The 25,668-nt window shown below is 41.9% G+C and carries 18 protein-coding genes; 10 read left to right on the top strand and 8 right to left on the bottom strand.

Annotation, left to right across the window (positions count from 1 at the left end; all coding sequences use genetic code 11):
- Positions 1-52 precede the first annotated feature (52 nt).
- Positions 53-1,042: an adenosine deaminase gene (gene add / locus ACQ76V_RS05140; RefSeq protein WP_440999404.1), complete on the bottom strand. Its 990-nt coding sequence runs from the start codon at positions 1,040-1,042 to the stop codon at positions 53-55.
- Between the two features lie 217 nt (positions 1,043-1,259).
- Between add and abc-f the strand changes: the two genes are divergently transcribed.
- Both abc-f and ACQ76V_RS05130 read left to right on the top strand, forming a co-directional pair.
- Positions 1,260-3,152 carry a ribosomal protection-like ABC-F family protein gene (abc-f, locus tag ACQ76V_RS05135; RefSeq protein WP_440999403.1) on the top strand — a complete coding sequence of 631 codons (1,893 nt, stop codon included), beginning with the start codon at positions 1,260-1,262 and terminating at the stop codon, positions 3,150-3,152.
- A 253-nt stretch (positions 3,153-3,405) separates the two neighbouring features.
- Complete coding sequence (locus ACQ76V_RS05130) at positions 3,406-3,687, top strand: Smr/MutS family protein (protein ID WP_440999402.1); 282 nt, start codon at positions 3,406-3,408, stop codon at positions 3,685-3,687.
- A 154-nt stretch (positions 3,688-3,841) separates the two neighbouring features.
- Here the strand turns inward: ACQ76V_RS05130 and ACQ76V_RS05125 are convergent, their stop codons facing one another.
- On the bottom strand, positions 3,842-4,507 hold the full coding sequence (locus ACQ76V_RS05125; RefSeq protein WP_440999401.1) for an energy transducer TonB: 666 nt from the start codon (positions 4,505-4,507) through the stop codon (positions 3,842-3,844).
- A 726-nt stretch (positions 4,508-5,233) separates the two neighbouring features.
- On the opposite strand from ACQ76V_RS05125, the gene ACQ76V_RS05120 reads away from it, so the two are divergent.
- From ACQ76V_RS05120 to ACQ76V_RS05105, 4 genes are all read left to right on the top strand, one after another.
- Positions 5,234-7,369 (top strand): M3 family metallopeptidase, encoded by a 2,136-nt coding sequence (locus ACQ76V_RS05120; protein ID WP_440999400.1) that lies wholly within the window; start codon positions 5,234-5,236, stop codon positions 7,367-7,369.
- 168 nt (positions 7,370-7,537) lie between these two features.
- Positions 7,538-7,840 carry a hypothetical protein gene (locus ACQ76V_RS05115; RefSeq protein WP_440999399.1) on the top strand — a complete coding sequence of 101 codons (303 nt, stop codon included), beginning with the start codon at positions 7,538-7,540 and terminating at the stop codon, positions 7,838-7,840.
- Between the two features lie 366 nt (positions 7,841-8,206).
- Entirely contained in the window at positions 8,207-8,884 is a 678-nt protein-coding gene (locus ACQ76V_RS05110; RefSeq protein WP_440999398.1) for a DUF305 domain-containing protein, read from the top strand.
- 40 nt (positions 8,885-8,924) lie between these two features.
- Positions 8,925-10,982, top strand: a complete 2,058-nt coding sequence (locus ACQ76V_RS05105) for an LVIVD repeat-containing protein (protein WP_440999397.1) — start codon at positions 8,925-8,927, stop codon at positions 10,980-10,982.
- A 174-nt stretch (positions 10,983-11,156) separates the two neighbouring features.
- Here the strand turns inward: ACQ76V_RS05105 and ACQ76V_RS05100 are convergent, their stop codons facing one another.
- Positions 11,157-11,729, bottom strand: a complete 573-nt coding sequence (locus ACQ76V_RS05100) for a fasciclin domain-containing protein (protein WP_440999396.1) — start codon at positions 11,727-11,729, stop codon at positions 11,157-11,159.
- A gap of 186 nt (positions 11,730-11,915) precedes the next feature.
- On the opposite strand from ACQ76V_RS05100, the gene ACQ76V_RS05095 reads away from it, so the two are divergent.
- The 3 genes from ACQ76V_RS05095 to ACQ76V_RS05085 are packed head-to-tail and all read left to right on the top strand — an operon-like array spanning position 11,916 to position 15,438.
- On the top strand, positions 11,916-13,748 hold the full coding sequence (locus ACQ76V_RS05095) for a MutS family DNA mismatch repair protein (RefSeq protein WP_440999395.1): 1,833 nt from the start codon (positions 11,916-11,918) through the stop codon (positions 13,746-13,748).
- A 32-nt stretch (positions 13,749-13,780) separates the two neighbouring features.
- The gene (locus ACQ76V_RS05090) at positions 13,781-14,737 is read left to right on the top strand and encodes a threonine/serine dehydratase (RefSeq protein ID WP_440999394.1); all 957 of its coding nucleotides are present in this window, start codon (positions 13,781-13,783) and stop codon (positions 14,735-14,737) included.
- Between the two features lie 29 nt (positions 14,738-14,766).
- Positions 14,767-15,438: an SIMPL domain-containing protein gene (locus ACQ76V_RS05085; protein WP_440999393.1), complete on the top strand. Its 672-nt coding sequence runs from the start codon at positions 14,767-14,769 to the stop codon at positions 15,436-15,438.
- A 109-nt stretch (positions 15,439-15,547) separates the two neighbouring features.
- Here the strand turns inward: ACQ76V_RS05085 and ACQ76V_RS05080 are convergent, their stop codons facing one another.
- The 3 genes from ACQ76V_RS05080 to ACQ76V_RS05070 all read right to left on the bottom strand — a co-directional run bounded on the left by ACQ76V_RS05080 (position 15,548) and on the right by ACQ76V_RS05070 (position 22,178).
- Entirely contained in the window at positions 15,548-18,778 is a 3,231-nt protein-coding gene (locus tag ACQ76V_RS05080) for a VPS10 domain-containing protein (RefSeq protein ID WP_440999392.1), read from the bottom strand.
- Between the two features lie 440 nt (positions 18,779-19,218).
- The gene (gene aceA / locus ACQ76V_RS05075; RefSeq protein WP_440999391.1) at positions 19,219-20,484 is read right to left on the bottom strand and encodes an isocitrate lyase; all 1,266 of its coding nucleotides are present in this window, start codon (positions 20,482-20,484) and stop codon (positions 19,219-19,221) included.
- Between the two features lie 11 nt (positions 20,485-20,495).
- Positions 20,496-22,178, bottom strand: a complete 1,683-nt coding sequence (locus ACQ76V_RS05070; RefSeq protein WP_440999390.1) for a malate synthase — start codon at positions 22,176-22,178, stop codon at positions 20,496-20,498.
- Between the two features lie 269 nt (positions 22,179-22,447).
- Here ACQ76V_RS05070 and ACQ76V_RS05065 point away from each other — a divergent pair, with 269 nt between their 5' ends.
- Positions 22,448-23,962, top strand: coding sequence for a helix-turn-helix domain-containing protein (locus ACQ76V_RS05065; protein WP_440999389.1), 1,515 nt, complete (start codon positions 22,448-22,450; stop codon positions 23,960-23,962).
- Positions 23,963-24,018: 56 nt separating this feature from the next.
- Here ACQ76V_RS05065 and ACQ76V_RS05060 read toward each other — a convergent pair whose 3' ends face one another.
- A complete protein-coding gene (locus ACQ76V_RS05060; RefSeq protein WP_440999388.1) occupies positions 24,019-24,948 on the bottom strand; it encodes a PIG-L family deacetylase in 930 nt (309 codons plus the stop codon).
- Positions 24,949-24,966: 18 nt separating this feature from the next.
- Positions 24,967-25,587, bottom strand: coding sequence for an arylesterase (locus ACQ76V_RS05055; RefSeq protein WP_440999387.1), 621 nt, complete (start codon positions 25,585-25,587; stop codon positions 24,967-24,969).
- Between the last annotated feature and the right edge of the window lie 81 nt (positions 25,588-25,668).

Here is a 25,668-nt window from a genome sequence, read left to right as displayed (position 1 = left end):
AAAAGATTGATAGCTTCGTAAAATCCTGAGGGTATGATCCCAAAATTTGAAATCAGGTATAAGCTTCGCGGATTATTCTGCGGAGCTTTTCTTTGGTCTTATTATCAGTAAAGGCGTGGCCAATAGCCTCAAGATTACAGCGTTGAAAATGACCTGAATCCCAGTCAAAAACATCAGCCAACGTTTGGTATTCTTCTTTCAGCGTCACGTTTGAGATCGTACGAGTATCTGTATTTACACTTAACGAAACCCCCTTTTTGTAGAGACAATTGATAGAATGGTCAGCAATAGTATCAAAGACATTGGTCTGCAAGTTGCTTGTAGGACAAACTTCCAGATGAATGTCGTGATCTTTTAAATAATTCATTAGCTCGGGATCTTCTGCACTTCGGACACCGTGGCCTATTCGAGAAGGTTTAAACTTTTGCAGGGTCTCCCAAACGCTCTCAGCACCACAGGCTTCCCCGGCATGCGCGGTACAATTCAATCCTTTTTCATGGGCATATTCAAAGGCTGAAATATGATTATCGATTGGAAAGCCTGCCTCATCTGCAGCGATATCAAATCCTACCACTTTGCTGTGGGCTGCAAATTTTTCGACCAGCTTTACCGTATCTATGCTTTGGGCTTCAGAATAATGCCGCAGGGTACATAAAATGATACCCGCTTCTATTCCCGTTTCTTCTATTTGCTCCTCAACAGCTTCATTAACTGCCTCAACAACCTCCTCAGCTGTTAAGTCTCTTTGAGTATGTAATAGCGGAGCAAAGCGTATTTCAGCATAAATAACATTATCATCTTGAAGCTGATCAAAAAGATCCTTGGTAACCAACTGCAGTGCTTCGCGATCTTGCATAAGGGCTACCGCACTTTCAGATCGGCTGATATAATCAGCTAAATCTCGGCATTTGGATGGAGCAACAAATTTTTTAAGATATTCTTGCTCACTTATGTCGCGATTTAGTTGTTGTACTACCTCAAAACTAAGCGAACAGTCCAAATGTAGGTGCAGCTCAACTTTGGGAAACGAAGAAAATGACATATCAACCTACAATTATGTATTTGAAATAAAACCATTGAAAATCGTGATTTTTTCAGAAAGCACAAATAGGCTTCATGAAATGACCTTAGAAAATCCCAAATATTGATTGGCTTAAGTTGGCATGATGAACGTTTCTAAGTGGCGAGTGGGTTCCTTATTTTGAATAGCAATAAAAATGAAGCTATCAATTCATCTGCTTTAGCATTAACAATTATTCATGACGTATCTTTCTACCGAAAACCTTTCAAAAAATTACGGCCACAAGGTATTATTTGAAGGACTTACTTTTGGGATTTCCGAAGGAGACAAAACAGCTCTTATTGCTGAAAATGGCACCGGTAAATCTACACTGCTTCATATTTTAGCTGGTAAAGAAACACCGGACCAAGGTAAGGTTATGATCCAAAATGACATCAGCATAGGATTTTTGGAACAAGATCCCCGGCTCGATGAGCAGTTAACAATTAGGGACTATATCTCACAGAGCAATAATAAAATGGTGCAGCTAATTCAGCAATATGAACGCGCCGCCGAAGCACAGGCCCGAGATTACAACGAAGAAACGCAAGAAGATTTTCAAAAAGCAGCATCTAAAATGGATGCTGCCAACGCCTGGGATTACGAGCAGCGCATGGAGCAGATCCTCGGAAAACTCAATATTCACGACCTGGACCAGTCTATTGCTACCCTGTCCGGAGGGCAACGCAAGCGGGTAGCTCTGGCGTTTGTTCTTTTGGGTGATCCCGATATGCTCATTCTCGATGAGCCGACCAATCACCTGGATGTTGAGATGATTGAATGGCTGGAAGATTACCTTAAATCGACGAATAAAACACTGCTGATGGTCACTCACGATCGCTATTTCCTGGATCGCGTATGTGATCACATAATTGAGTTGGAACATGGCAAGCTCTATCATCACCAGGGAAATTACCAGTACTTTTTGCAAAAACGTGCCGAACGACGTGAAATTGAGCGCAAGCGAGCGCACAAAGCAAACCAGCTGTATAAGCAAGAGCTCGAGTGGATGCGTCGATCACCCAAAGCGCGCACCAGTAAATCAAAATCACGCATTGATGATTTTAAAGAGCTGGAAGATGAGCTCGATACCGGTCCAGACGACCCCAAATTACGCCTCCAGATGGATATGCAGCGCATGGGTGGCAAAATCCTGGAATTACTCAACGTATCCAAGAGTTTCGGGGATGATAAAATTCTGGACAGTTTTTATTACGATTTTAAAAAAGGCGAACGCATCGGCATCATTGGTGAAAACGGAGTCGGCAAAAGCACCTTTCTAAAAATACTTACTGGTGAAGAACCTTTCGATTCGGGGAAACGCCGCGTAGGCGAAACCATCTTCTTTGGTCATTATCGCCAAGAGGGATTTAACTTTGATGAAAACCAGCGCGTCATTGATGTCATCGAGGATGTACGAAAAGTTGTTGAGCTTGCTGATGGCTCTAAAATTTCGGCATCACAATTCCTCAAGCATTTCATGTTCACCTCTGAGATGCAATATACTCCGGTTGAGAAGCTCAGCGGTGGCGAAAAACGTCGGCTGAGCCTAATGATGGTACTGCTGGAAAATCCAAATTTCTTGGTTCTTGATGAGCCTACCAACGATCTGGATCTTCTTACCCTTAACAAGCTCGAAGAGTTTTTAATGGGATTTGAGGGCTGCCTGATTATTGCATCCCACGATCGCTTTTTTATGGACAAACTGGTTGATCACTACCTTATTTTTGAAGGTGAAGGAAAGGTGCATGACCACCATGGAACGTACGAAGAATATCGACAGCTAAAAAAAGAGCGCGAGGCTGAGCAGCGAACAAAAAAGAAAGCCAAAGCAACCTCAACTCAAAATAATCAAAAAGAATCGTCCGGAAATTATGATGAGCGTCTCAGTTACAATGAGCGTCGTGAATACAATAAGCTGGAAGACAAAATTGCGGAGCTGGAAAAAAAGAAGGAAAAAATGGAAGCGGAGATTAGCAGCGGTGAGCTGAATCATGAAGAACTACGTGAAAAATCTGACGAATACTCGGCATTGAAGAACGAAATTGAAGAATATACAGAGCGGTGGTTTGAACTGGCGGAACGAGCGTAAGGTACTATTTTCAAACTCCACCTAAACTTTTAGAGCCAGACTGTTTCTACTGGTACCCCCATTATTCCACTTGCTCAGACTGTATTTTTCGATAGGTTCAGACAAATAAATATCGAATATTTACATATATGCAACGTCGCTGAGAAAAGTCAAAAATCTATTATAATCCCTGTTACATTGATATAATCCATGCCAATCAACTGAACAAACGCAGAGCCATAAAATATAAATTTACTTTTTTCAATTTCCGGATATGGAACCTACAGAAATGCTTATTGACGGCACCCTTGACCTGCATACCTTTAAACCCCAAGAGTTGGGATCCTTAATTCCCAATTATATCAACGAGTGCCTAAAAGAAGAGATCTACAAGATTCGTATTATTCACGGAAAAGGAAAGGGGAACCTGCGTCGATCGGTTCATGCTCTTCTTGATAGAAATGAAAGGGTTATATCCTATTCCCTGGCTAACGATCGCAGTGGTTGGGGCGCAACAATTGCTACACTAAAAAAAGATACATCCGATAGTGTCTAATAAATTATCAGCAAGATGGTCCGCGGATGTTTAAGCCAACCGGTTAAAAAATCTCTTAAACTTTGCCAGGTCAACAGCGATAAAAACCACTGCACATATAATTGTGCTGTTATATTGTTACTGTAATTTATTTCTGAGGAATTAATACAGGAGATTATTTGCGAAGCATAAACATAATAGGAAGCGTGTACTGCACGCGCACCGGAACGCCTCGTTGTTCTCCGGGTTCGAACTTTGCTAATTTTACCACACGTACTGCTTCTTCATCACATCCTCCTCCAATACCGCGAATCACTCTTGGATCTTCTACTTCTCCCTTCTCATTTACAACAAACTGTACAATAACCCGTCCTTCAATACCGGCTTTTTGAGCCTTGTCAGGATATACAATTTTCTTCTGAAGTTCCGCCATAGAGGTTTTCATTTTTGGCATTTTTTCTACCGAAACAAAGAAATCCTCTTCTTGTTCCTCTTCAACCTCTTCTTCCTGAGGAGGCGGTGGCATATCCAAAGCCTCTTCCATATCAATTTCCGCATCAATGTTAATTTCTACATCTTCGATAATTTCACTGTTAGGAACCTGAACCGGTACCTGGGGTCTTGGTGGACTTGGCGGACGTTCTTCCTGTTGTGTTTGTACCACCTCTTCCATTTTAACAACCTCTTGCTCTCCTTTATATGTCAGCTCAGTTTTTTCAGTATTTAAATCTACTTTTGTCAGCCCAATAAATATCAGGAGTGATATTATAACACCTGTTTCCCAAAACAATTTGTAATAGGTTCTGAGATCATATTTGGGATTTTTCATATCTGAATACATAACAACCTCCTGTTTATTTTAGAGCCTAAAATCCTCAGCTCAAATTCTATAAACTCATTACATTTTTGATGGTGGTTTAGTGTTTAACAATGAGTTCTATTAATAGTAATTACAAGAATCAGGCCACCCTGTATTTATAATATTATCGCTGTTTAAGCTCTTTAAAATCGATATCTCAGGATCCTACCTACCCGCTATTGCAACCATGCAAGAGTATCACCATCCAACATTGTAGCAATGCACGACCCAAGAGATATTCATATAATTCCAGCTCTATTAAGAAGAGGGGCAAATGTTTAGTGAAATATTCAGACTATGAAAAAGTCCGACACATATTCCCTGTTGTCGATTCAAGGTTTTTAGATTTTGTCCATAATCACAAGAGGATTTGTTGCATCCATTTTAACCTTAGTCACTACTACTCGGGAATGCATAGAAAATCCCGATAGAATCTTACAGCCCCCTGCCGGCAAATAGCGAAGCTTTATTTTTGCCCCAACCGATAGTTGATTTATTCCTTCTTTTACTTGTTATAACAATTGTAACCGTAGCACGTTTTCACCTTTTATTTATAAAAAAATGCCCCCGAATGACGGATGCGAAAACTAAAAGAATATCCGGGGAACAGTAGTCACTTTTTCTTTTGTGTTTATGATTTCAGATGGTACAAATTTCTTTATATTTAACTGACTCAAGACCAAACCACTTTAATTAATTTCTTGTACGATGAAAATTATTCAGATTTTAATTCTATCGCTGGCTTTCAGCTTATTGCTGTCTTCCTGCGATCAATCCAACAGTGAAACAGATTCCATGAACAATAATCCCCTATTTTCTGCAAGTTCTCTTCCCTACGAAGCGCCCAACTTTGATGCTATTAAAGTTGAACACTATCGTCCGGCATTTGAAAAGGGAATGAAGCAGGAACTCGAAGAAATCGAGACCATAGCTACAAATCCAGAACCTCCGACATTTGAAAATACTATTGTAGCAATGGAAAAAAGTGGGGAACTGTTAAGCCGAACGAGCTCCGTCTTTTATAACTTAACCTCTGCGCATACCAATGATCAGATTCAGGAAATACAATCAGAAATGGCACCGAAGCTGGCTGCCCATTCTGACGATATTTTGCTAAATGCTGATCTATATGATCGCGTGAAAACACTGTATGAAAAACGCGATGAACTTGATTTGGATGAAGCTTCCCTCAAACTCCTTGAAGATACGCATCGAGAGTTTGTCCGAGCCGGAGCGCAGCTTTCGGAAGAAGAAAAAAAGCGAATGCGTGAAATAAATGAGCGCGTTTCCTCCCTTACTACTCAATTCCAGGATAATCTCCTCAAAATCACCAAAGAACGGGCTGTTTTAGTTGATGATGTAAACAAGTTGGATGGGCTCAGTGAAGATCGCATCTCGGCGGCCAAAGAAGCTGCAGCAAATTCCGGTAAAGAAGGTAAGTATATGCTCAATATCACCAATACCACCCGGGTGCCCATTTTGAAAAGCCTGAATAATCGTGATCTTCGTGAGCGTGTTTGGAAAGCCTCTGCCTATCGAGGTATTGGAGAAAATGGCGGCATTGATAACCGCCCCATCATTCTGGAGCTTGCCAAACTTCGCGCCGAAAAAGCGAACCTACTGGGATATGAAAATTATGCTGCCTATAAACTGGATCCTCAAACTGCCAAAACACCGGATGCCGCACTGGATATGCTCAAGGATCTTATTCCGCCGGTAATTCAAAACTCACAAAACGAAGCTGATGCTATTACAGAAATGATGCGAAAAGATGGCATCGATGACGAAGTACAACCTTGGGACTGGAATTATTATGCTGAGAAGGTTCGCAAGGCAGAATATAATATCGATGAGTCGGAAGTACGTCCCTATTTTGAACTGGACCGGGTGTTAAAAGACGGCGTATTCCACACTATGAATAAGCTCTTTGGCATAACCTTCGAGGAGCGACATGACCTTCCAGTCTATCATCCCGATGTACGAACATTTAATGTATATGATGAAAACGGTGAGCAAATCGGGCTGTTTTATGCTGATTATTTTGAACGTGATTCAAAACGCGGTGGTGCATGGATGAACTCATTTGTATCGCAATCACATCTGTTGGATAAAAAACCGGTGATTGTCAATGTAATGAACATTCCTCCTCCCGCCGAAGGTGAACCGGCACTCATAAGTTTTGATAACGTTACAACCATGTTCCACGAGATGGGGCATGCTGTGCACGGACTTTTCTCGGATGTTAAATACCCATCCCAGTCGGGAACATCCGTACCACGTGATTTTGTAGAGTTCCCATCCACATTTGAGGAAGACTGGGCCATACAGCCAGAGGTGCTCGAAAATTACGCCATACACTACGAAACAGGAGAACAAATCCCGCAAGAACTACTCGACAAAGTAATCGAGGCCAGCAATTTTAACCAAGGGTTTGATACCCAGGAATACCTGGCAGCAACCATGCTCGATATGGAATGGCACCTGCTGGGGCAAGACGATATTCCGGAAGATGTGCAATCGTTTGAAAACGAAGCCCTTGCCAAATACGATCTTGACATGAAAACCATACCTCCACGATATAAGTCACCTTATTTCGCTCATATTTTTTCTGGTGGGTATGCCGCCAATTACTACGCTTATATCTGGAGCGAAGTACTTGCCGCTGATGCCTTTGCATACATGTTAGAGGAAGGTGGATTGGAAAAAGAAAATGGGAATCGATTCCGAGAATATATCCTTTCTCAGGGCGGCAGCAACGAAGCGATGGAACTCTACAAAGAGTATCGCGGACAAGAACCAGAGGTTAAACATCTGTTGAATCGCAGAGGACTTCAAGCGGATTAATTATCTCCGTTTATCAATATTTAATGCAGGCTGGAATTTGTGAAAATTCTGGCCTGCATTATTTATTTTCCTTTTTTATTTCATTTATCATCAGATAATCATACTAATCTTGATAAATGGATGATTCTTTGTTAGAATTTTAAAAGAATCAGCAATCAATTTCTTGGCATGCAGCAGATAAAAAGTCTACTGTTCGTTTTTTTTATAGCATTGACAATTACTCAATGCAACAATGTGAAATCCACCCCGGATGCCGATCTGCATTTTGAAGGGATAGTAACTTATCTGGAAATTGAAGGCGGGTTTTGGGCTATTCAAACCGAGGATGAGACTTATGAACCCACAAATCTTCCTTCTGAATATCAAAGAGAAGGACTTGAGGTTACTATTGCTGCAAATGTAGAAGAAAATAGCGTAAGTTACAGAATGGTAGGTCCTATCATTCGCATTGTTGACATTACAAAAAGATAATTTCCCTCACTGTAGCTGGATTTATTCAGCTATGCTGAAATCCTAAATGCTACCTGTCCCCTTTTAACTCCGTTCTATCTCGAGGGTTTTTATTTCTCTTACATTAATTGATTCTGTAATTGCTATCTTTTGAAACCTAAATAAAAGTACTGCGTCTAACACTTTTTGATTAAGAGAATAATGTAAGCAATGAGCTGGAAATGAATCACCCTGATTACCATTATCAAATTGAATTAATTTTCATTTTTTAAAATAATCCCATTAGTATTTTTGCAATTTTGCAATTATAATGATGATCATTATTCACTATAGTGCTATAAAAAAATTAGGACATTCTTTTTCATAAATTTAAAAGGACTCAACGGTTTGAAAGTTTTAAAATTATTCGTGGCCTTTCTTGTTGTAACAGGAACAGTGGCTTGTCAACATACCGAAAAAACAGCAACAGAATCTTCACCCAAATCAACTGATAAATCAGAGCTTGAAGAACTCTACTGGAATCGGATCGAAAATTCTCGGTCTGAATTCACACAAGCCGATGTAAAGTTTATGACGGGAATGATAGCCCATCATGCTCAGGCTCTCATCATGTCGCGTTTAGCACCAAAAAATGGTGCCAGCCCCGAAATACAACGGCTTGCTTCACGCATTATTAATGCCCAGCAAGATGAAATTGCATCCATGCAACAGTGGCTACGCGATCGGGAACAGCCCGTACCTGAGATTGAAATTGAAGGGCTAAACCTCATGATAGAACTCAACGGAAAACCGTATACCATGTATAAAAAAATGCGGGGGGTACTATCAGATCAACAGCTCGAAGAATTAGCAAACGCCAAAGGGGCTGATTTTGATGAACTTTTCCTTACATATATGATTGAGCATCACTCGGGCGCCGTTTATATGGTCGAAAATCTATTTAATAAGGACGGCGCAGCCGAAGACAACGAGGCGTTTCGATTAGCCTCAGATATTCAGGTCGATCAACGCACCGAAATTGAACGTATGAAGCAAATGCTGAATCAGATTACCACAACAGGATAACATATTAACAACGCTTTACTTTTAACCTAAAACTATCTTTATGAACTCATTTTACAATCGCATGCATTCTGCTACCGGATTAGCCGGAGCAAATAAGGGCTGGATTGGGCTATTATTTGTAGTAGCTCTATTCGGCACTTATGCCTGCTCTTCCTCATCCTCGGTAACAGACAATCAGCAAGAACAAGTTACCACTTCATCAAATATCAAGTCACTTGATGAAGTAACCCCACCCAGCCCAGACCCACGCATTGGACTTAAAGCAGGACTATTTGATGCCGAAGAGGCCATCTGGAATCTCGATATGCTTTCCACCACTCCACCACCCGAAGATTTTGTTGGGGTAACCAACTCTGATTTGGCCTTTAAAGGAAACTATGCCTTCCAGGGTAATTACAACGGATTTATGGTTTGGGATTTATCCAATCCGGCCAATCCAAATCTTGTTGTTGACTTTCTCTGCCCAGCATCTCAAAGTGATGTATCGGTCTATGGTGATCTACTATTTGTCTCCGGTGAAGGACTCGGCGGCCGACTCGATTGCGGTACCGAAGGGGTTAATAAGAAAGCAAGTGACGAACGACTGCGCGGAATTCGTATTTTTGATATCAGTGATATCGAAAATCCCAAATACGTTTCTAACGTTCAAACCTGCCGCGGCTCACACACGCATTCCGTGTTAGACGATCCGCAGGATGATGAAAACGTCTATGTTTACGTTTCCGGATCTGCACCCGTGCGACCTAATGAAGAATTACCCGGTTGTTCTGATGCCCCTCCATCCAAAGATCCTAACTCGGCATTATTCCGAATCGAAGTCATTCAGGTTCCATTGGATAATCCCGAAAATGCCAAGATTGTTAACTCTCCACGCATTTTTGAAAATCTTACGGAAGCCCCTACTCACGGAATGTCGCCTGCTGATAAAGAACAGATTGAAAAGGCCAAAGAAGAGGGAGCTTTTGTAGCAGAAATATTTGGTCAACAACGCATTATTCCCGATCGCTACGTTCAACAGATGCTTGCTCAAGTTGTTAAACAACGCGGCGGCGAAGGGCAACCCACTGCACAAGACAGTGCTACTCTCCGTGAAAACATTGGCAAGATGATCGAAGAACGCTTTGGCGGTAACGACAATGATGGTGACGAAGAACTCATGGCTAATCGCGGACCCAATCAATGTCACGATATTACACTCTATCCTGAAATTGGATTAGCCGGCGGAGCTTGTGAAGGATATGGCCTTCTTTTAGATATTAAAGATCCTGCTAATCCCAAGCGCGTTGATGCTGTTGCAGATTCAAATTTTGCCTACTGGCACTCTGCCACTTTCAATAATGAAGGGGACAAAGTCCTATTTACAGATGAATGGGGCGGCGGCGGTCAACCCAAGTGTCGCGAAAAAGATCCTATGGAATGGGGCGCAAATGCCATTTTTACGATCAGTGATGATAACAAGATGGACTTCCAGAGCTACTTTAAGATGCCTGCACCACAAACCGCTCAGGAGAATTGTGTAGCCCACAACGGTTCACTCATTCCGGTACCTGATCGTGACATTATGGTTCAATCATGGTATCAAGGCGGTATTTCTGTTTTCGATTGGACTGATCCCAATAATCCTGTTGAGATTGCATACCACGATCGTGGTCCTGTTGATTCTACTCGCATGCAGATGGGCGGAAGCTGGTCGGTATACTGGTATAATGGCGTTATTGTAAACTCCGAAATTGCTCGCGGCCTTGATATTTTTGAGTTGAAAGCCAGCCCCTACTTGACAAAGAATGAGATCGAAGCTGCCAATACTGTTACTTTTGAGCAGCTCAATCCACAGGGGCAACCGAAATACGATTGGCCGGCTACCTTTGCTCTTGCAAAAGCCTATGTTGATCAGTTGGAACGTAGCCAAGGGCTAACGATGAGGCAGATCAACAATGCCAGAACACAAATTGCCAGCGCTGAAAATGCTTCAGGCTCAAATAAGTCAGATATCTTAACATCTCTGGCAAATGACCTCGACGGTGAGGCAAATAACTCCAGCCAAACGACTAAGGTAAACAAGCTTGTTAATACCCTGGAGAAACTGGCTGCCAAATAAAACGGCTCAGTATCTCTCAAGTGTTTTTAATGAAAGAGGCTCCGATCAGAATTGCTTAGTTGCAATCTGATCGGAGCCTTTTTTATTTCACTATATAATGTAAAAGCCAAAAAGATAAAGCCCGGCAACTCAAAGGCTACCGAACTTTATCGATCATCGTCTAACAATTTCTTTTTAATTAGCTACTAAGAACACCTTGTCAACCACGTGAACTTCACCGTTCGAAGCATCAACAGAACCCAATATTTTGGCTCCGTTAACATACACATCACCATCTTTCACTTCTGACTGCACGTAATGACCTGTAGCAAGATATACGTTCATCCCTTTTGCCAGCTGATCTTTGCTTAGCGAAGCGGGAGAAGCATGTGAAGTTAAAATTTTAGCTAACTTCGTTTTGTTCTCGGGCTTCATTAAATCATCAAGCGTACCTTCGGGCAATGCTTCAAAAGCTTCATCAGTGGGAGCAAAAACTGTCAATGGACCGGGATTAACCAGTACATTTTGGATTCCTGCTGCTTCTATCGCTTTCGTCAAAATGGTATGGTCCGGCGACTCTTTTGCAATTCGTAAGATGTGTGCTTTTGATTCATCATCCACTACCCCAGCTTGTCCTGTCGTTGATGCAGATGCTGTCCGATTTTCAGTTGTTGTCTTTGATTCTTCCTGTGTGTTTCCACACGAAATAAGTGCCATTGCAATTACCGTCAGCAACGTTATAGTGCCTAATTTTTGTATAATAGTCATAACTTTAATGGGTTTGTTGTTTTGATATATCACCTAACAAGAATAAAAGATCTTTTTATCCTTTATTTGAATTTATAAAAAATATTCTCCTCCGCCAATTATAAATTAATCTCTTAATTTCTGTCTGCATCTTTACGTTGCATTCTCTATCCTTCGGCATAGTATTTTATCTCAATAACTTTGTGTATGAAGTCTTATTCCCAAAAGTCTCTAAAAAACAGTCTCAGCAATCAAGTCCGGCGTCTAAAAAATAAAATTGAATCACTTGACCAGCTAAGTGGTAAGCTTTCCATGAGTCGCCTCTTTGGTTTTGTGGGCGGCCTTGGCCTCGTATATGTGGCCGGAAGCTGGGGCCCGGAATGGCTCTTCTGGGCCACACTGGCACTTTTTCTATTTGGATTTAGTCGTTTGGTCCGCATCCATAAAAAGATAGACGAGTCGAAGGAAGAGTTTGAAATCTGGAAATCAATACGGGAAACCCACCTTGCCCGTCAACAATTAAACTGGCAAGAGATACCGGAGCGTGGTCCCAGTTCCAATTATCAAGACCATCCCTTTGCCAACGATCTGGATATTATCGGCAAACATTCACTGCTGCAACTGATGGACACTTCGACCTATCAGGGAAGTACAGATAAGTTGTCCCATTATTTGCTAACTCGCGAACCCAAGACCCAGGAAATAAAAGAACGGCAGGCAATCGTCAAGGAACTCACTTCAATGCCACAGTTCCGGGATAAATTGCATCTGTTGGCAGAGCTCAACGGTAAACAGGAATTGGATAGCGACTGGAACCTGGACGAGCTTCTTGACTATCTGCGGGACTCAAAAGTGGTGAACTATACGCTTCCACTATCGATTTTGGGGGGGCTTTCTGTGCTCAATATTCTGCTTCTTGTTCTCTACCTGATGGGAATTATTGCGCCATATGTCATAATCAGCTTTGTGGCTTATCTGGTAATCTATAATTTCAACAGTGAAAAGATATCGGGGCTTTACAACGAATCGCATCAAATTGAAAAGCAGCTCAGTCGATTTAATCCCGTATTACACTTTTTAGAGAATTACAATTACCAATCTAAACAAACATTAAAATCATTCTGTAAACCCTATTGGAGCAGCGACTATTCGCCCTCTAAATATGTGAAAGGCATTATCCGTATTGCAGGAGCCGCCTCATCACAGCAGAGTGAGGTTATCTGGGTATTGCTTAACTTTTTAGTGCCTTGGGATCTGTACTTTGCCCAAAAACTAAGTACGTACAAAAAAGAACTGTCTCCTAAACTCGATGAGTGGCTCACCCATTTTTATCAACTTGAGGCTTTTTGCTCGATGGCTAATTTTGCATGGTTAAATCCACAGTATCATTTTTCTTTGCCAGCTGAACAATCCTCAACACCTTTTGCAGCCAAAGATCTGGGACATCCACTCATCCCCCACGATGAGAAAGTAACTAATGATATCTCCATTGATTCCAAAGGTGATATTCTACTTATTACCGGCTCCAACATGGCCGGAAAAAGTACTTTCTTGCGCACCATGGGGATTAATCTTTCCCTTTGCTTTGCCGGAGCACCGGTCAACGCATCCACCCTTCACACTATTCCGTTTCGGATTTACAGCAGTATCAATGTTACCGATTCACTGGACGACGGGCTTTCCCATTTTTATGCTGAAGTTAAACGCCTGCGGGGCTTACTCGAACTTCTCAATGATAACCACGATACTCCGGTCTTTTTTATGGTGGATGAGATCTACCGCGGCACCAACAACAGGGAACGGCTGCAGGGAAGCGAAGCGTTTCTCAAAAATGTTGCTGGGAAAAATGGCGTGGGACTGGTCTCAACCCACGACCTGGAACTGGCCCAACTCGAGGAATCGATACCGGAACTCAGCAACTGGCATTTTTCAGAAACTATAGAAGGCAACAAAATGAGCTTTGAATACAAATTAAAGCCCGGCCCCTGCCCTTCTACCAATGCACTTAAAATTATGGAGATGGAAGGATTGCCTACTTAAAATTTACAAATTAAAAACTGGTGGGATCTTGGATGAATTTATTTAAAGAAGTTGAACAGGCTTATAAACGTGTTCAAAATGATGTTTATCGTACACCACTGCTTTACTCTAACTGGTTAAGTAACCACTGTAGGGGGGATGTTTACCTGAAGCTGGAAAGTGAACAAGTTACCGGCTCCTTCAAAGCACGCGGCAGTCTCAACAAGCTTAGATGGATTCAGGAACAAGGTTTACAAGCATTGCCGGTAACTGCATCCACGGGAAACCATGGGTTGGGTTTTGCACGAGCCTGCAACCTTCTGGACATCAAGGGGAAGGTATTTTTGCCCCACAATGCGGTTACATCAAAAGTAGAATCAATTAAGGCTTATGATGTAGAAGTCGAATTCCACGGAGATGATCCCTATGACACTGAAATCTTCGCTCGAAAAACAGCGGAGGAAAATGGATGGATCTATATTTCTCCTTACAATGATACTCAGATTATTGCCGGCCAGGGTACTATTGGCATTGAGATTTTAGATGAGTTGTCCAATCCTGGTAATATCCTGGCAACAGTCGGGGGCGGCGGACTCATTTCAGGTATTGGCAGCTATATTGCCAAATATTCACCAGAAACGAATATTATCGGATGCCAACCTGAAAACTCCCCTGAAATGAGTATGAGTGTACGCGCTGGAGAATATCGGGAAATAAAATCCAAGCCAACACTTTCCGACGGATCGGCCGGGGGATTTGAACGCGATTCGATCACTTTTGATCTGTGCCAAAAACTCGTGGACGATTTTATTTTAATTTCTGAAGACGAAATCGCCTCCGCCATTCGTTCTATGATTAACCACCACAGTAAGTTAGTGGAGGGTTCGGCAGGTGTAGCCATTGCCAGTGTTCTTAAATATCCCGAGCAATTTTCCGATCAATCCACTGTAATTGTCGTTTGTGGTGCCAATATATCGTACAAAAAACTACAATCTGTGTTGTGTAAGTAAGAGCCAAACCCAAATAAACCAATTATTCTATGAGAGCTCTAACCCTTTTTCTTTCGCTATTCATTTTTACAGCAACCGCACAAGCCCAAAATGAAATATCCATCAATGCTGGTGCAGAAGTGATGGTTCCTGCTGATAAGATTGCATTTCAAATTAACCTGAATGCTGAAGGTGATACTCCCCAAGAGGCATATGATCTTCATAAGGAACGAGAAAAGGTATTGATCCGGCAACTAAAAAAGTATGACATAAAAGATGAAGATCTCAATTTTGAACCTATCTCCATCAATAAAACCTATAACAATTCGTATGGTAATAAGGAAGAGAAACGCATCAAAACACGTCAAAACGTTATTTTGACGCTGGATAATTTTGACATCTACGAGCAAATACAGATAACACTTATTGAAAATAATTTTGACCAATTCAGCGGTAACTTTATGTCCAGCGAATCGAAACAGGGAGAAGATAAAGCCCTGAAAAAAGCATTAAAGCTGGCTCGCGAAAAAGCGGAAATCATTGCACAAGAAACGGGTTTAACAATCTCCGGCATCAAAAATATCAACTACTCATACAGCAGTCGTCCGCCACGGCCAATGATGGAAATGACTGCAAGCAAAGCTGCTGATGGGAATCTGTTAGAATTTGATCAATCTGTAAGTGTTTCGGCAAACGTTTCGGTAACGTATAAATTTGAGTAATAGCTGTGATAAGTGCCCTATCAAATTTTTGAACTTTGCCAATTTCGTAGTATTAAAATAAAAAAAGGAGCGCTTAGAAAGCGCTCCTTTTAAATGGTTTTATTTAAAGTTATTCTTTAATTGGAGGTGCATCCACTGCTTCAAGTGATTCTTTAAGCTCTGGCATCACATTTTCGACGAACTGATTTAAATCTGTTTTAATTTTGTCCAATTCGGCTTTTCCAGCTTCTATCGTTTGCACATGCATCGGTGTCGGTCCATAAGTAGATGATAACGCACTATACCCAATGTACAACCGTGATCCGGGAGTGGGTTTCTTATTGCGTTCTCCAATTTCTGCTTTGGCTTCGCTTCCTTCCATATCTTCCTGAATAGTAAGAAGTTGTGTACGGGCATCATGCAATTTTTTAACCAGAGCTGTGTTCTCTTTTGGTGCTCTGGAAAGTGCTTTTTGCATAGCCTTTACTTGATTTATCTGTTTTTCAAGTTTGTTGGACGTTTGCGACAAATCCTGTTGGAAAGCCTCCAACTCTTTCCGAAATTCGCTGATCGTCTTATTGGAAGCTCGCTCCAAAGTACCCTCGTGAAGATGTGTTACCTCAAACTCCACGGGTTCTGATAACTGTGTCACTTCTCCAGCAACTTTTTCCGATAAAGTAGCAGTATAAGTACCGGGAGTAGCCATAAATCCACCACTGTACCAACCTCCTTGTTCTTCAACATCGACAACATCCTTGGAAGGATACCTCAGATCCCAATTTACACGATGAAAACCTGAAGAAGTAGGTCCTTCAACTTTTCGGACTACATTGCCATCAACATCTCTTATGGTAAGAACGATACTGGGTCCTTCTTCTCGCATTTCATCCTCAAGACGATCCCAGCCCGGGAATGGTACGTCTTCATTTTCACCGAGTTCAGCTTCTCTGGCTTGACGTTTTTCTTTAATAGACTGAAGATCATCTTTTAGATAATATGTAAAGTTAGCTCCAAACGGTGGATTTTCTGCGGCAAAAAAGTTAGCTCCAAGATTTTCAACCTCTTCATCAGGACGATACCAATAGGCATTACGTGGTTGAAATAATTTTACCTCTTGATTCAGCATCTCAGAACTAACCTGCCTCAGTGGTGTATAATCATCGAGAATAAAAATTCCACGTCCGAATGATCCGGCCACAAGATCATCTTTCTGTCGCTGAATAACCATATCACGTATGGCTATGGTCGGCATTCCTCCATTAAGTTTTACCCATTCCTGCCCACCATCGACAGTAAAGAACACACCAAATTCTGTAGCTGCAAACATTAGTTCTTCTTTGACATCATCCTGAACCAATCGCCAAACAACGTGTCTGTCCGGCAGGTCCTCACTAATGAGCTCCCAACTCTTACCCTGGTCGGTACTTTTTATGATATAGGGAGCAAGATCTCCATACTTGTGATTATCCAGTGCCGCGTAAACAGTATTGGTTTCAAAAAGGTCGGCCTTAATATCGTTAACAAAAGCGGTTTCTGGAACTCCTTCAATGTCACCCAGTACCACTTTTCGCCAGCTTTCACCGCCATTATTGGTTACTTGAATAAGTCCGTCATCAGTTCCAGCATAAATTAAGCCTTCTTGCTGTGGTGACTCTGCGAGTGAGGTAATTGTGTTATAGTCCGACATCGCATTAACATCCCAGGCATTATCCCAACTTCTCTGCTTACCCATTATGGGAAAGGTTATACGTTCTTCATCCCCTTTGGTAAGATCGCCGGATATGGCAGTCCAGCTATTACCACGGTCTTCTGAAATCCAAACCTTGTGGGACGCAAAAAGTAACTTAGTGGGATTGTGAGGACTTATTTCAATTGGAGAGTCCCAATTAAATCGTTGGTAATTTTCTCCTTCCCCAGACTGGGGCTGAATAAGCACGGCATCGCCCGTTTGCTTATCTACACGATGAAGTACACCCTGCTGGTATTCTCCATAGAAAATATTAGGATTTCCGGGTTCAGTTGCTGCATCGTGTCCATCGGCTCCAAGCGTTTTTTTCCAGTCACGGTTTGCAATGCCTCTTTCTTTATCGGTACGAGATGGTCCCATCTGTGATCCATTATCCTGTGTACCACCGTATACATTATAGAATGGTTCGGCATCATCAACAGCAATTTTGTGGAATTGAGTAATCGGCAAGTTGCGCACCATGTTCCAATTTTTGCCCAAATCATTACTTTCATAAAGTCCACCATCAGAGCCCATCAACAAGTATTCAGGTTCATTTTTCTTAAACGCCAATGCATGGTTATCCACGTGTTTATTTTCATTGTCCATCTCTTCAAAATTATCACCGTGGTCTGTAGAGATCTGTGCTTCTACATCCATCAAATAAAGCGTGCCGAACTGATGGGGTGAGGCATAAAGTTCTTGGTAATAGTGCGGACCGGTTCCCCCGCCAACCGCATCAGACATTTTTCTCCATGATTCACCACGGTCTTCAGATTTATAAACGCCACCTTTTGTACGATTTAACTCAATGGCTGCATAAAGAATATCCGGTTGTTGTGGGGAGATATCCATGCCGATTTTCCCAACATTATCGGGAATCCCATTTTTTATCTCTTTCCAGGTTTCGCCACCATCGGTTGACTTATGAATACCAGAACCAACTCCACCTCCTACATATATGGGTACGATGCGTTGACGCTGCCATGTAGCAGCATACATACGGTCAGGATTACGGGGATCAATTTCAATATCGGTAACACCCGTCCATTCATTGCCACCCAATTTCTTCTCCCAGGTTTCGCCGCCATCGGTTGACTTATACAAACCACGTTGCCCGCCTTTATCCCAGAGAGGACCTTGAGCAGCTACCCAGATTATATTGGAATTTTCTGGGTGAACGATAATCCTTGAAATATGCTCGGATTCTTTGAGGCCCATATTTTGCCATGTTTTTCCGGCATCTGTACTCTTATATATACCATCACCATAACCAACATGCCGGCCACCGACATTTTCCCCAGTTCCTACCCAAACAGTACTCGGATTATTAGGATCAATGGAAACACTGCCAATAGAAAAGGATGATTGGCCGTCAAAAATGGGATCCCAGGTAACGCCGTCATTGGTTGTTTTCCAGACGCCACCAGATCCAACCGCTACATACCAGGTTTTATCATCATTCGGATGAATAGCAACATCTGCTATTCGACCTGAAAATAATGCCGGACCAATATTTCTAAATTCTAACGCATCGTAATTGGTTTCTTCGATTATTGAAGCATCTTCCTGTGCAAATAAACTTGTACTAAAGAGCAAAAAGATGAGTAGAACCGAGGATAGTTTAAATTTCATAACAATTAAATTTAATTGGGACTACATAGAACATTTTGACTATAACGAATCTCAGTAACTTATTCCAACATCTTTACAGGCTTTAAAACTGTATTTAAAAGTCCAAGAAAGCTTGTTTTAGCTCCCAAAAGAATTGCATAAAAAGTAGTAAGGGCTTCCAGCTGTGGAGTCTTTTTAAAATTGATTGAAGAGGGATAAAATGTGCTCTTCAACTCCAACTTTCAGATGTAAATCCGTGAAGTAATTTTTACAAATAAGAGGGGCAACACTAATAGAGAGGTTTTCTAATCAGAAATTTAATCTTATTTCTTCAAATAGCTTATAGTAATTTTTGATGGAGCATATCCCAGTTTAGAGAATAAGAATTTTCCTAAGTATTTGAGAAATAGAGGGTAATTATCCCTGTCAGGGTTCCAACACCTGACAGGGTTTATTTATTCTTACACAAACTGCGCTTCTTCTGTTGATCCACTAAGTGCAAGCGTCGAACTCTGTTCACCGTCAATCGATTTTTTGACTGCATCAAAATAGCCAGTTCCCACTTCTCGTTGGTGTTTGGTCGCCGTATATCCATTTTGCTCGTCGGAAAATTCAGCTTCCTGTAGCAATGAATAAGCAGCCATACCTTCATCACGATATTGACGAGCCAAATTGAACATGCTGTGATTAAGCGAATGGAAGCCGGCCAGCGTTACAAACTGGAATTTATAGCCCATAGCAGCTAATTCGCGCTGAAAAGTTGCAATCTCTGCATCGGTGAGATTCTTTTTCCAGTTAAACGAAGGCGAACAATTGTAAGCCAATAGTTTACCGGGATACTTTTCGTGAATAGCATCGGCAAATATGCGTGCTTCCTCCAGATCGGGCGTTGACGTTTCACACCACACTAAGTCGGCATAAGGAGCATACGCCAATCCCCGAGCAATCGCCTGATCTAAGCCATTTTTTACATAATAATATCCCTCGGCCGACCTTTCTCCAGTCATAAACTTATGGTCATAAGGATCAATATCGCTCGTCAATAGCTGAGCTGCATCAGCATCGGTTCGGGCAATAATAAGCGTAGGCACATCCAGCACATCAGCCGCCAGCCGAGCAGCTGTTAATGTTTTAATGAACTGCGATGTGGGAACCAGCACTTTTCCACCCAAATGGCCGCATTTTTTTTCCGACGCTAACTGATCTTCGAAATGAACGCCGGCGGCCCCCGCTTCAATCATCGCTTTCATCAGTTCAAAGGCATTAAGTACGCCGCCAAATCCGGCTTCAGCATCAGCCACAATAGGTGCAAGCCAGTGCGTAGACTTATCTTTCTCTAAATGATGGATTTGATCAGCTCTTAATAGCGTTTGATTGATTTTACGCACTATTTCAGGGACACTGTTGGCCGGGTATAAACTTTGATCAGGGTACATGTTTCCAGCTAAGTTAGCATCAGCTGCCACTTGCCAACCGCTTAGGTAAATAGCTTTTAAGCCGGCTTTCACCTGCTGCATTGCCTGATTTCCCGTCAAGGCTCCCAATGCACGAACCAATTCTTCCTCATGTAGTAGCCTCCATAGTCTTTGTGACCCTATTTCGGCCAATGTATGTCGAATCACTACTGATCCACGCAGGTTTAGCACTTCTTCAGCAGTATAGTTACGCTTAATTCCTTTCCATCGTGGATTATTATTCCATTCGTTTTGTAATTGCTTAGTATTCATATTATCCCTCATTAATGATTAATATTGGCCTCTTTGAGCGCCTCGTTAAAAAAGTTCGGCAGATTTTCTAATAAAAAAACAGCTCCCACATCTTCCCGAGCCTGAGAAAACTGCTTTTTTACTTTTTGGATGGCCGACGCTGACTGTCCTTTCATGGCCTCTTCAACTTCATCCAATATTTTGTTGAGCTCTTCATCGAACATCTTATCTACAAGTGCACGGGTAACCACTCTTCCGTCTTTCATAATTACCTTGTGATGTATCCATTGCCAAATTTGTGCCCGCGAAATTTCCAGCGTTGCAAGATCCTCCATCAAATCATCCCAGGCCACACAACCGATATCCTGATTCCATCCCTGCATGTAAGCAATACCCACGCGGATGTTAGTTCGTAATCCGGCTTCCGTTACATCTCCTCCACCCTGCGGCAACAGTTCGGGATATTTATCCTGATTAGGCAAGGTTCTGTCCAATTGATTTTCTTCGGGGAAACATTCAAGTGCTGAGGTGATAAAATAGGGATGCGAAATCCAGCAGCCGTCGTGGCCGATATCGTGCTCATTCTTTTTGTCTGCAAGTACTTTTTCCGTTTGTTCTTTTCGCAACTTTGGATTCTTGCCCGGCGTAAAGGCCGACATCCCGCCAATAGCCATTACCCCACGACTGTGACAAATTTTGATTAATCGTTTGGCATACTGATCCATCCACGGCTTGCTCATGTCGATGGTGCTACGGTCGGGCATTACCCGATCTTTGTGATATCGAAGCACTTTGATGTCACTGAAAATCTTATCCCAGCGGCCCACATTTAATCCCGCGGCATGCTCACGAATTTCATAGAGGATCTCCTCGATTTGAAAAGCAGCGGTAAGCGTTTCGATCAGAAAAGTAGCCCGTAAGGTACCGGTTTCAAATCCCAGCTTATCTTCCAACATCCCGAATAGCGTATTCCACCAGCGTGCCTCTTGGTACGATTCACATTTGGGAACGTAATACTTTGGGGTTCGTCCTCGATCAACCAGCAGCTGTGCTGTATGGAAAAAGTTTACGGCCAGATCAAACAATCCTGCCGATATCGGCTCACCATCCACCCTGATGTTTTCTTCATCCAGATGTAACCCTCTACAGCGCACCATCACGCCCGGCATGTCCGCGGCATCAAGTTCATACACTTTAGACGGCTTTCCGTTTTTACCTACCTGTTCAAAACGCAGGTCTCCCCTTGCCGCGCCGATTACATTATGAAATCCATCCACTACATTTTGCCAGCTGGGCTTCATCGAATCTTCAAAATCAAGCATTGCCATATCAGCCCGAACATCATCATTTCGGCTGAGCATATTGATGACCATCTTAGCCGAATTGACCGGACCAGTAATTTCAACTCTTCGTTTCTTAAGATCATCAGGTAAAGAGGATACTTTCCAATCACCGGTAACGGCCTCATTATCGTTATTGAGGTAATCTGGTACTCTTCCCTCATCAAAGTTAAGCTGACGTTTTTCTCGATCTCGTAATAGGGACTGCCTTTCTGGTTGCAATCGATGATGCAAATCCACTAATAACTCCACCAATTCTTCAGTCAGAATTTGTTCCGCTTTATTGGTATAAGCTTCCGAATTGATTTCAATACCCTTTCCCAATTTCGTAAACCCTTTCGTCACCGCTCCCTTCTGCTCTTTCGTTATCTGCATAAATCTCTCCGTTTATTTTTTTGTTTTATTAAATGTTCTCAGTACAAATCAATTTCATAAAAACGAATATAATTTCCAAGCGAATATTCGCTATTAATATAAATTCGCATTTACTATAGCCAATTATTGCTCTTAATATTTCTTAAACGGTATTTTTTGGATTAAATAATTAGCGAATATTCACTCTCAGAGATTAAATTTCATATACTGATTTTTTTCTTTGTACATTATTTGGGTGTTCAAATGAAGGTATAAACAAAAAGTTTACTATGGCGCAGCGGGTTCAAGAAGAAAATTTACGGGCGATTTTTGGTTTAAAGCTCAGGCAATATCGAGAGCAGCAAGAGTTATCTACTCAGGATTTGGCTAAAAGGTCGGGACTATCTGCTTCGTACATCAATGAGATTGAGAAAGGGAAAAAATATCCCAAAGCAGATAAAATCATGTCACTGGCCAATGCTTTGGAGGTGGATTATGACGAAATGGTTTCGCTGAAGCTGGGTAAGCAGTTGGAGCAGCTGTCCGACCTCTTAAAAAGTAATGCGTTGCACGAGATGCCGCTGGAGCTTTTTGGTATCAAAACCAGTGATCTTATCGGGCTCATGGGAAACGATCCCGCTAAGTTCAGTGCCCTGCTTCAAACCCTGTTAGAAGTAGCACGAAATTATGATGTGCAGGTAGAACAGTTTTTACTTGCGGCCCTTCGATCATACCAGGAGCTCAACAATAATTACTTCGAGGGACTGGAAAAAGAGGCACAAATCTTTCTGGAAAAACATGCATGGACCGAATTGCCCACCATTCCCTATGAAAAGCTGAAAAAATTATTGACCAACAAACACAATTATGAAATTATAGAAACAAATTTTGAGAAGCAGCCTGATCTGCAAGCTTTCCGCTCGGTTTTTGTGCCCAATACCGAAGATACGCCAAAGCTTTTTATTAATGACGAGCTGCTGCCCAATCAAAAAGCATTTGTGCTGGGACGCGAACTCGGCTATTGCATACTTGAACTGGAAAAACGTGCACTGACCTCCTCATGGATTAAAGTAGAGTCCTTCGATCAAGTGCTGAACAATTTTAAAGCTTCTTATTTTTCAGGGGCTATCCTGATGAACCGCTTTACGCTGGTGCGTAAGCTTCAGAACTTTTTCAATCAGCAGAACTGGGAACCTGAGAAGCTATTAAAGATGATTGAGTACTTTGATACAACCCCTGAAACCTTTACCCATCGGCTTACTCAAATACTACCCCACTATTTTGGTATTGATCAACTGTTCTTTTTGCGATTTCATAACAAGCCGGAAACACAGCAATACAAATTATCTAAAGAACTACACTTATCGCAGTTGCACAATCCGCATCGAGTCAATCCCAGTGAGCATTACTGCCGTCGATGGGTCACTATCACATTGCTTCAGGAGCTGGCAAAAATGAATATTCATGAAGCTGGAAAAAAACCGTTGATCGATATTCAGCGCTCTAAATTTTATGGCACCGATAATGAGTACCTCTGTATTTCATTTGCCCGTCCCCTGGCTTTAAATTCGGATATAAACTCCTGCATCACACTCGGACTTTTATACAATAAAACGCTAAAAAAGAATATTACCTTTGCCAATAACCTTGATGTAAAAACCAGAGTGGTGAACGAATCATGCGAACGCTGTCCCATTGCAGATTGTGAAGAACGTGCCGCTGACCCCTTCATTAGTCAACAAGAAAACAAGCAAACAAAACGGGAAGAGGCTTTACAGCAATTTTTAACAAACCATCAAAAATAGCGTCATAAACAAATTAAAGATACCCATTCGCAAAAAATACCAGCCTCTTAGTAGTCTCAATTCCCAAAATTTACGTTCGGGTTACGGTAAATCGGCACCTCATTAACCGCTTCAAAAAACGCCCTTGCTTTATCCAAATTCTGGCCTTCGTTTATGGCATAAGGCCAGTACTGTTCCACGTTACCGCGTCCCATTAATAACTGCATTGTGCCTTGTGATTTATGCTCGGCAATAACCCAGCTGGCAATAATCTTATAATCTAATCGATTATCGAATCCAAATTTTTGGGTACGATCGAACTCCATCGGCTGCTGACCTTCCATTAATTGCGAGATCGGATATCCTTCCAACTGCGTATAGTTGATTTTATCTCCCAGTGAATCAACAATGGTTGTTGCAAAAACAAGAGGGCGCTTTTCTTTAGGTAGATTTTGGATAGCTTGCAGTGCTAATATCGCTGATGCTTTGTGATGGCCGTGCGTAGTTTTTGAAGGCGTCATGGTAAATACAAAATCATACTGCTCTTCTTTAAGAATTTTTTGCAGTCGCTGTTTGACCCAATTGATATCCCAGTTTTGCATCGGCCGACTGATATCTTTCGAATATTCATCATCCACCTGATCAAAAAAGAAGTAATTGCGCATACCCACGATTTTACCTCCGGCCATCAGTTCCCGTTTGCGGATACTTGGCAGATAATCGCGCCCCACTTCTTCTTTATCCAGCTCGCGGTCATAAATGTAATTTCCCAGCGTAGAATATTTATAGCCTCCTTCACCATTCGTCATAATCGCCAGATCTACAACACCATCCAACAGATGTGTCGTCTTAAAAACCGTAGCCGAAAAAAGGGCATCATCATCAGGATGGGCCGTTACCAACAAAACTTTGGGATTGTAATCCAATTGCTGGGCTCGGCTTGTCCCAAAGATCCCCGAAATTAAAAGTAAGCCAACAACTATAAATATTTTTTTAATTCTGCACATGGCAATATGTAATTCTTTTTATTTAGAATGATTAACATTTCGTTTAGATTTCAAAATAGGTTTTAGAACATCCCAGGTTTTTTCAGCCAATACCTTATGACCAGCTTCGGTCGGGTGAATGCCATCCGATTGCATTAAGGTTGAGTCTCCACCCAAATCATCCAAAAAATAAGGAACAAGTTCGGCATTATTCTCTTCGGCCAGTTTGGGATACATCTTTTTAAACTTGCCGGTATACTCCGGCCCTAAATTCGGAGGTACCTGCATCCCGGTAATTACAATAGATGCATTCGGATATTCGGCTTCAACCTTATCAATAATCTTTTGCAAATTCTGTTTCGTCGCGTCTAAATCGATTCCACGCAACCCATCGTTCCCACCTAATTCCAGTACAAAAACCGAAATTGGTTGGCGCAGCATCCAATCAATGCGGGATACCCCTCCTGCAGAGGTCTCACCACTCGATCCACCGTTTACTGCCTTAAAATTCCAACTCAGCGAATCTATCTTTTGCTGGATGAGTGCCGGAAAAGCTTTAGCTTCACCGATCCCATATCCGGCAGTAATACTATCCCCAAAAAATAATACGCGTTTGGGAGTCTCCTGGCCGTAGAGCATCATCGGAAGTAAAAAACTCACTAAAACAACTGTTACAATCCTTTTCATAAATTACAAAGCGTAAATTATTGTTGTATCATTTTTATTTAGATTGGGAAACGC

Origin of the sequence: Fodinibius sp. SL11, from assembly GCF_052060035.1 — a bacterium.
Taxonomy (GTDB): Bacteria; Bacteroidota; Rhodothermia; order Balneolales; family Balneolaceae; genus Fodinibius.
This window is presented reverse-complemented; position numbering and strand designations above follow the sequence as displayed.

Excerpts from the sequence above, each read along its gene's own strand:
- add (WP_440999404.1), bottom strand. The coding sequence starts at position 1,042 with ATGTCATTTTCTTCGTTTCCCAAAGTTGAGCTGCACCTACATTTGGAC.
- abc-f (WP_440999403.1), top strand. The coding sequence starts at position 1,260 with ATGACGTATCTTTCTACCGAAAACCTTTCAAAAAATTACGGCCACAAG.
- ACQ76V_RS05130 (WP_440999402.1), top strand. The coding sequence starts at position 3,406 with ATGGAACCTACAGAAATGCTTATTGACGGCACCCTTGACCTGCATACC.
- ACQ76V_RS05125 (WP_440999401.1), bottom strand. The coding sequence starts at position 4,507 with ATGTATTCAGATATGAAAAATCCCAAATATGATCTCAGAACCTATTAC.
- ACQ76V_RS05120 (WP_440999400.1), top strand. The coding sequence starts at position 5,234 with ATGAAAATTATTCAGATTTTAATTCTATCGCTGGCTTTCAGCTTATTG.
- ACQ76V_RS05115 (WP_440999399.1), top strand. The coding sequence starts at position 7,538 with ATGCAGCAGATAAAAAGTCTACTGTTCGTTTTTTTTATAGCATTGACA.
- ACQ76V_RS05105 (WP_440999397.1), top strand. The coding sequence starts at position 8,925 with ATGAACTCATTTTACAATCGCATGCATTCTGCTACCGGATTAGCCGGA.
- ACQ76V_RS05100 (WP_440999396.1), bottom strand. The coding sequence starts at position 11,729 with ATGACTATTATACAAAAATTAGGCACTATAACGTTGCTGACGGTAATT.
- ACQ76V_RS05095 (WP_440999395.1), top strand. The coding sequence starts at position 11,916 with ATGAAGTCTTATTCCCAAAAGTCTCTAAAAAACAGTCTCAGCAATCAA.
- ACQ76V_RS05090 (WP_440999394.1), top strand. The coding sequence starts at position 13,781 with ATGAATTTATTTAAAGAAGTTGAACAGGCTTATAAACGTGTTCAAAAT.
- ACQ76V_RS05085 (WP_440999393.1), top strand. The coding sequence starts at position 14,767 with ATGAGAGCTCTAACCCTTTTTCTTTCGCTATTCATTTTTACAGCAACC.
- ACQ76V_RS05080 (WP_440999392.1), bottom strand. The coding sequence starts at position 18,778 with ATGAAATTTAAACTATCCTCGGTTCTACTCATCTTTTTGCTCTTTAGT.
- aceA (WP_440999391.1), bottom strand. The coding sequence starts at position 20,484 with ATGAATACTAAGCAATTACAAAACGAATGGAATAATAATCCACGATGG.
- ACQ76V_RS05070 (WP_440999390.1), bottom strand. The coding sequence starts at position 22,178 with ATGCAGATAACGAAAGAGCAGAAGGGAGCGGTGACGAAAGGGTTTACG.
- ACQ76V_RS05065 (WP_440999389.1), top strand. The coding sequence starts at position 22,448 with ATGGCGCAGCGGGTTCAAGAAGAAAATTTACGGGCGATTTTTGGTTTA.
- ACQ76V_RS05060 (WP_440999388.1), bottom strand. The coding sequence starts at position 24,948 with ATGTGCAGAATTAAAAAAATATTTATAGTTGTTGGCTTACTTTTAATT.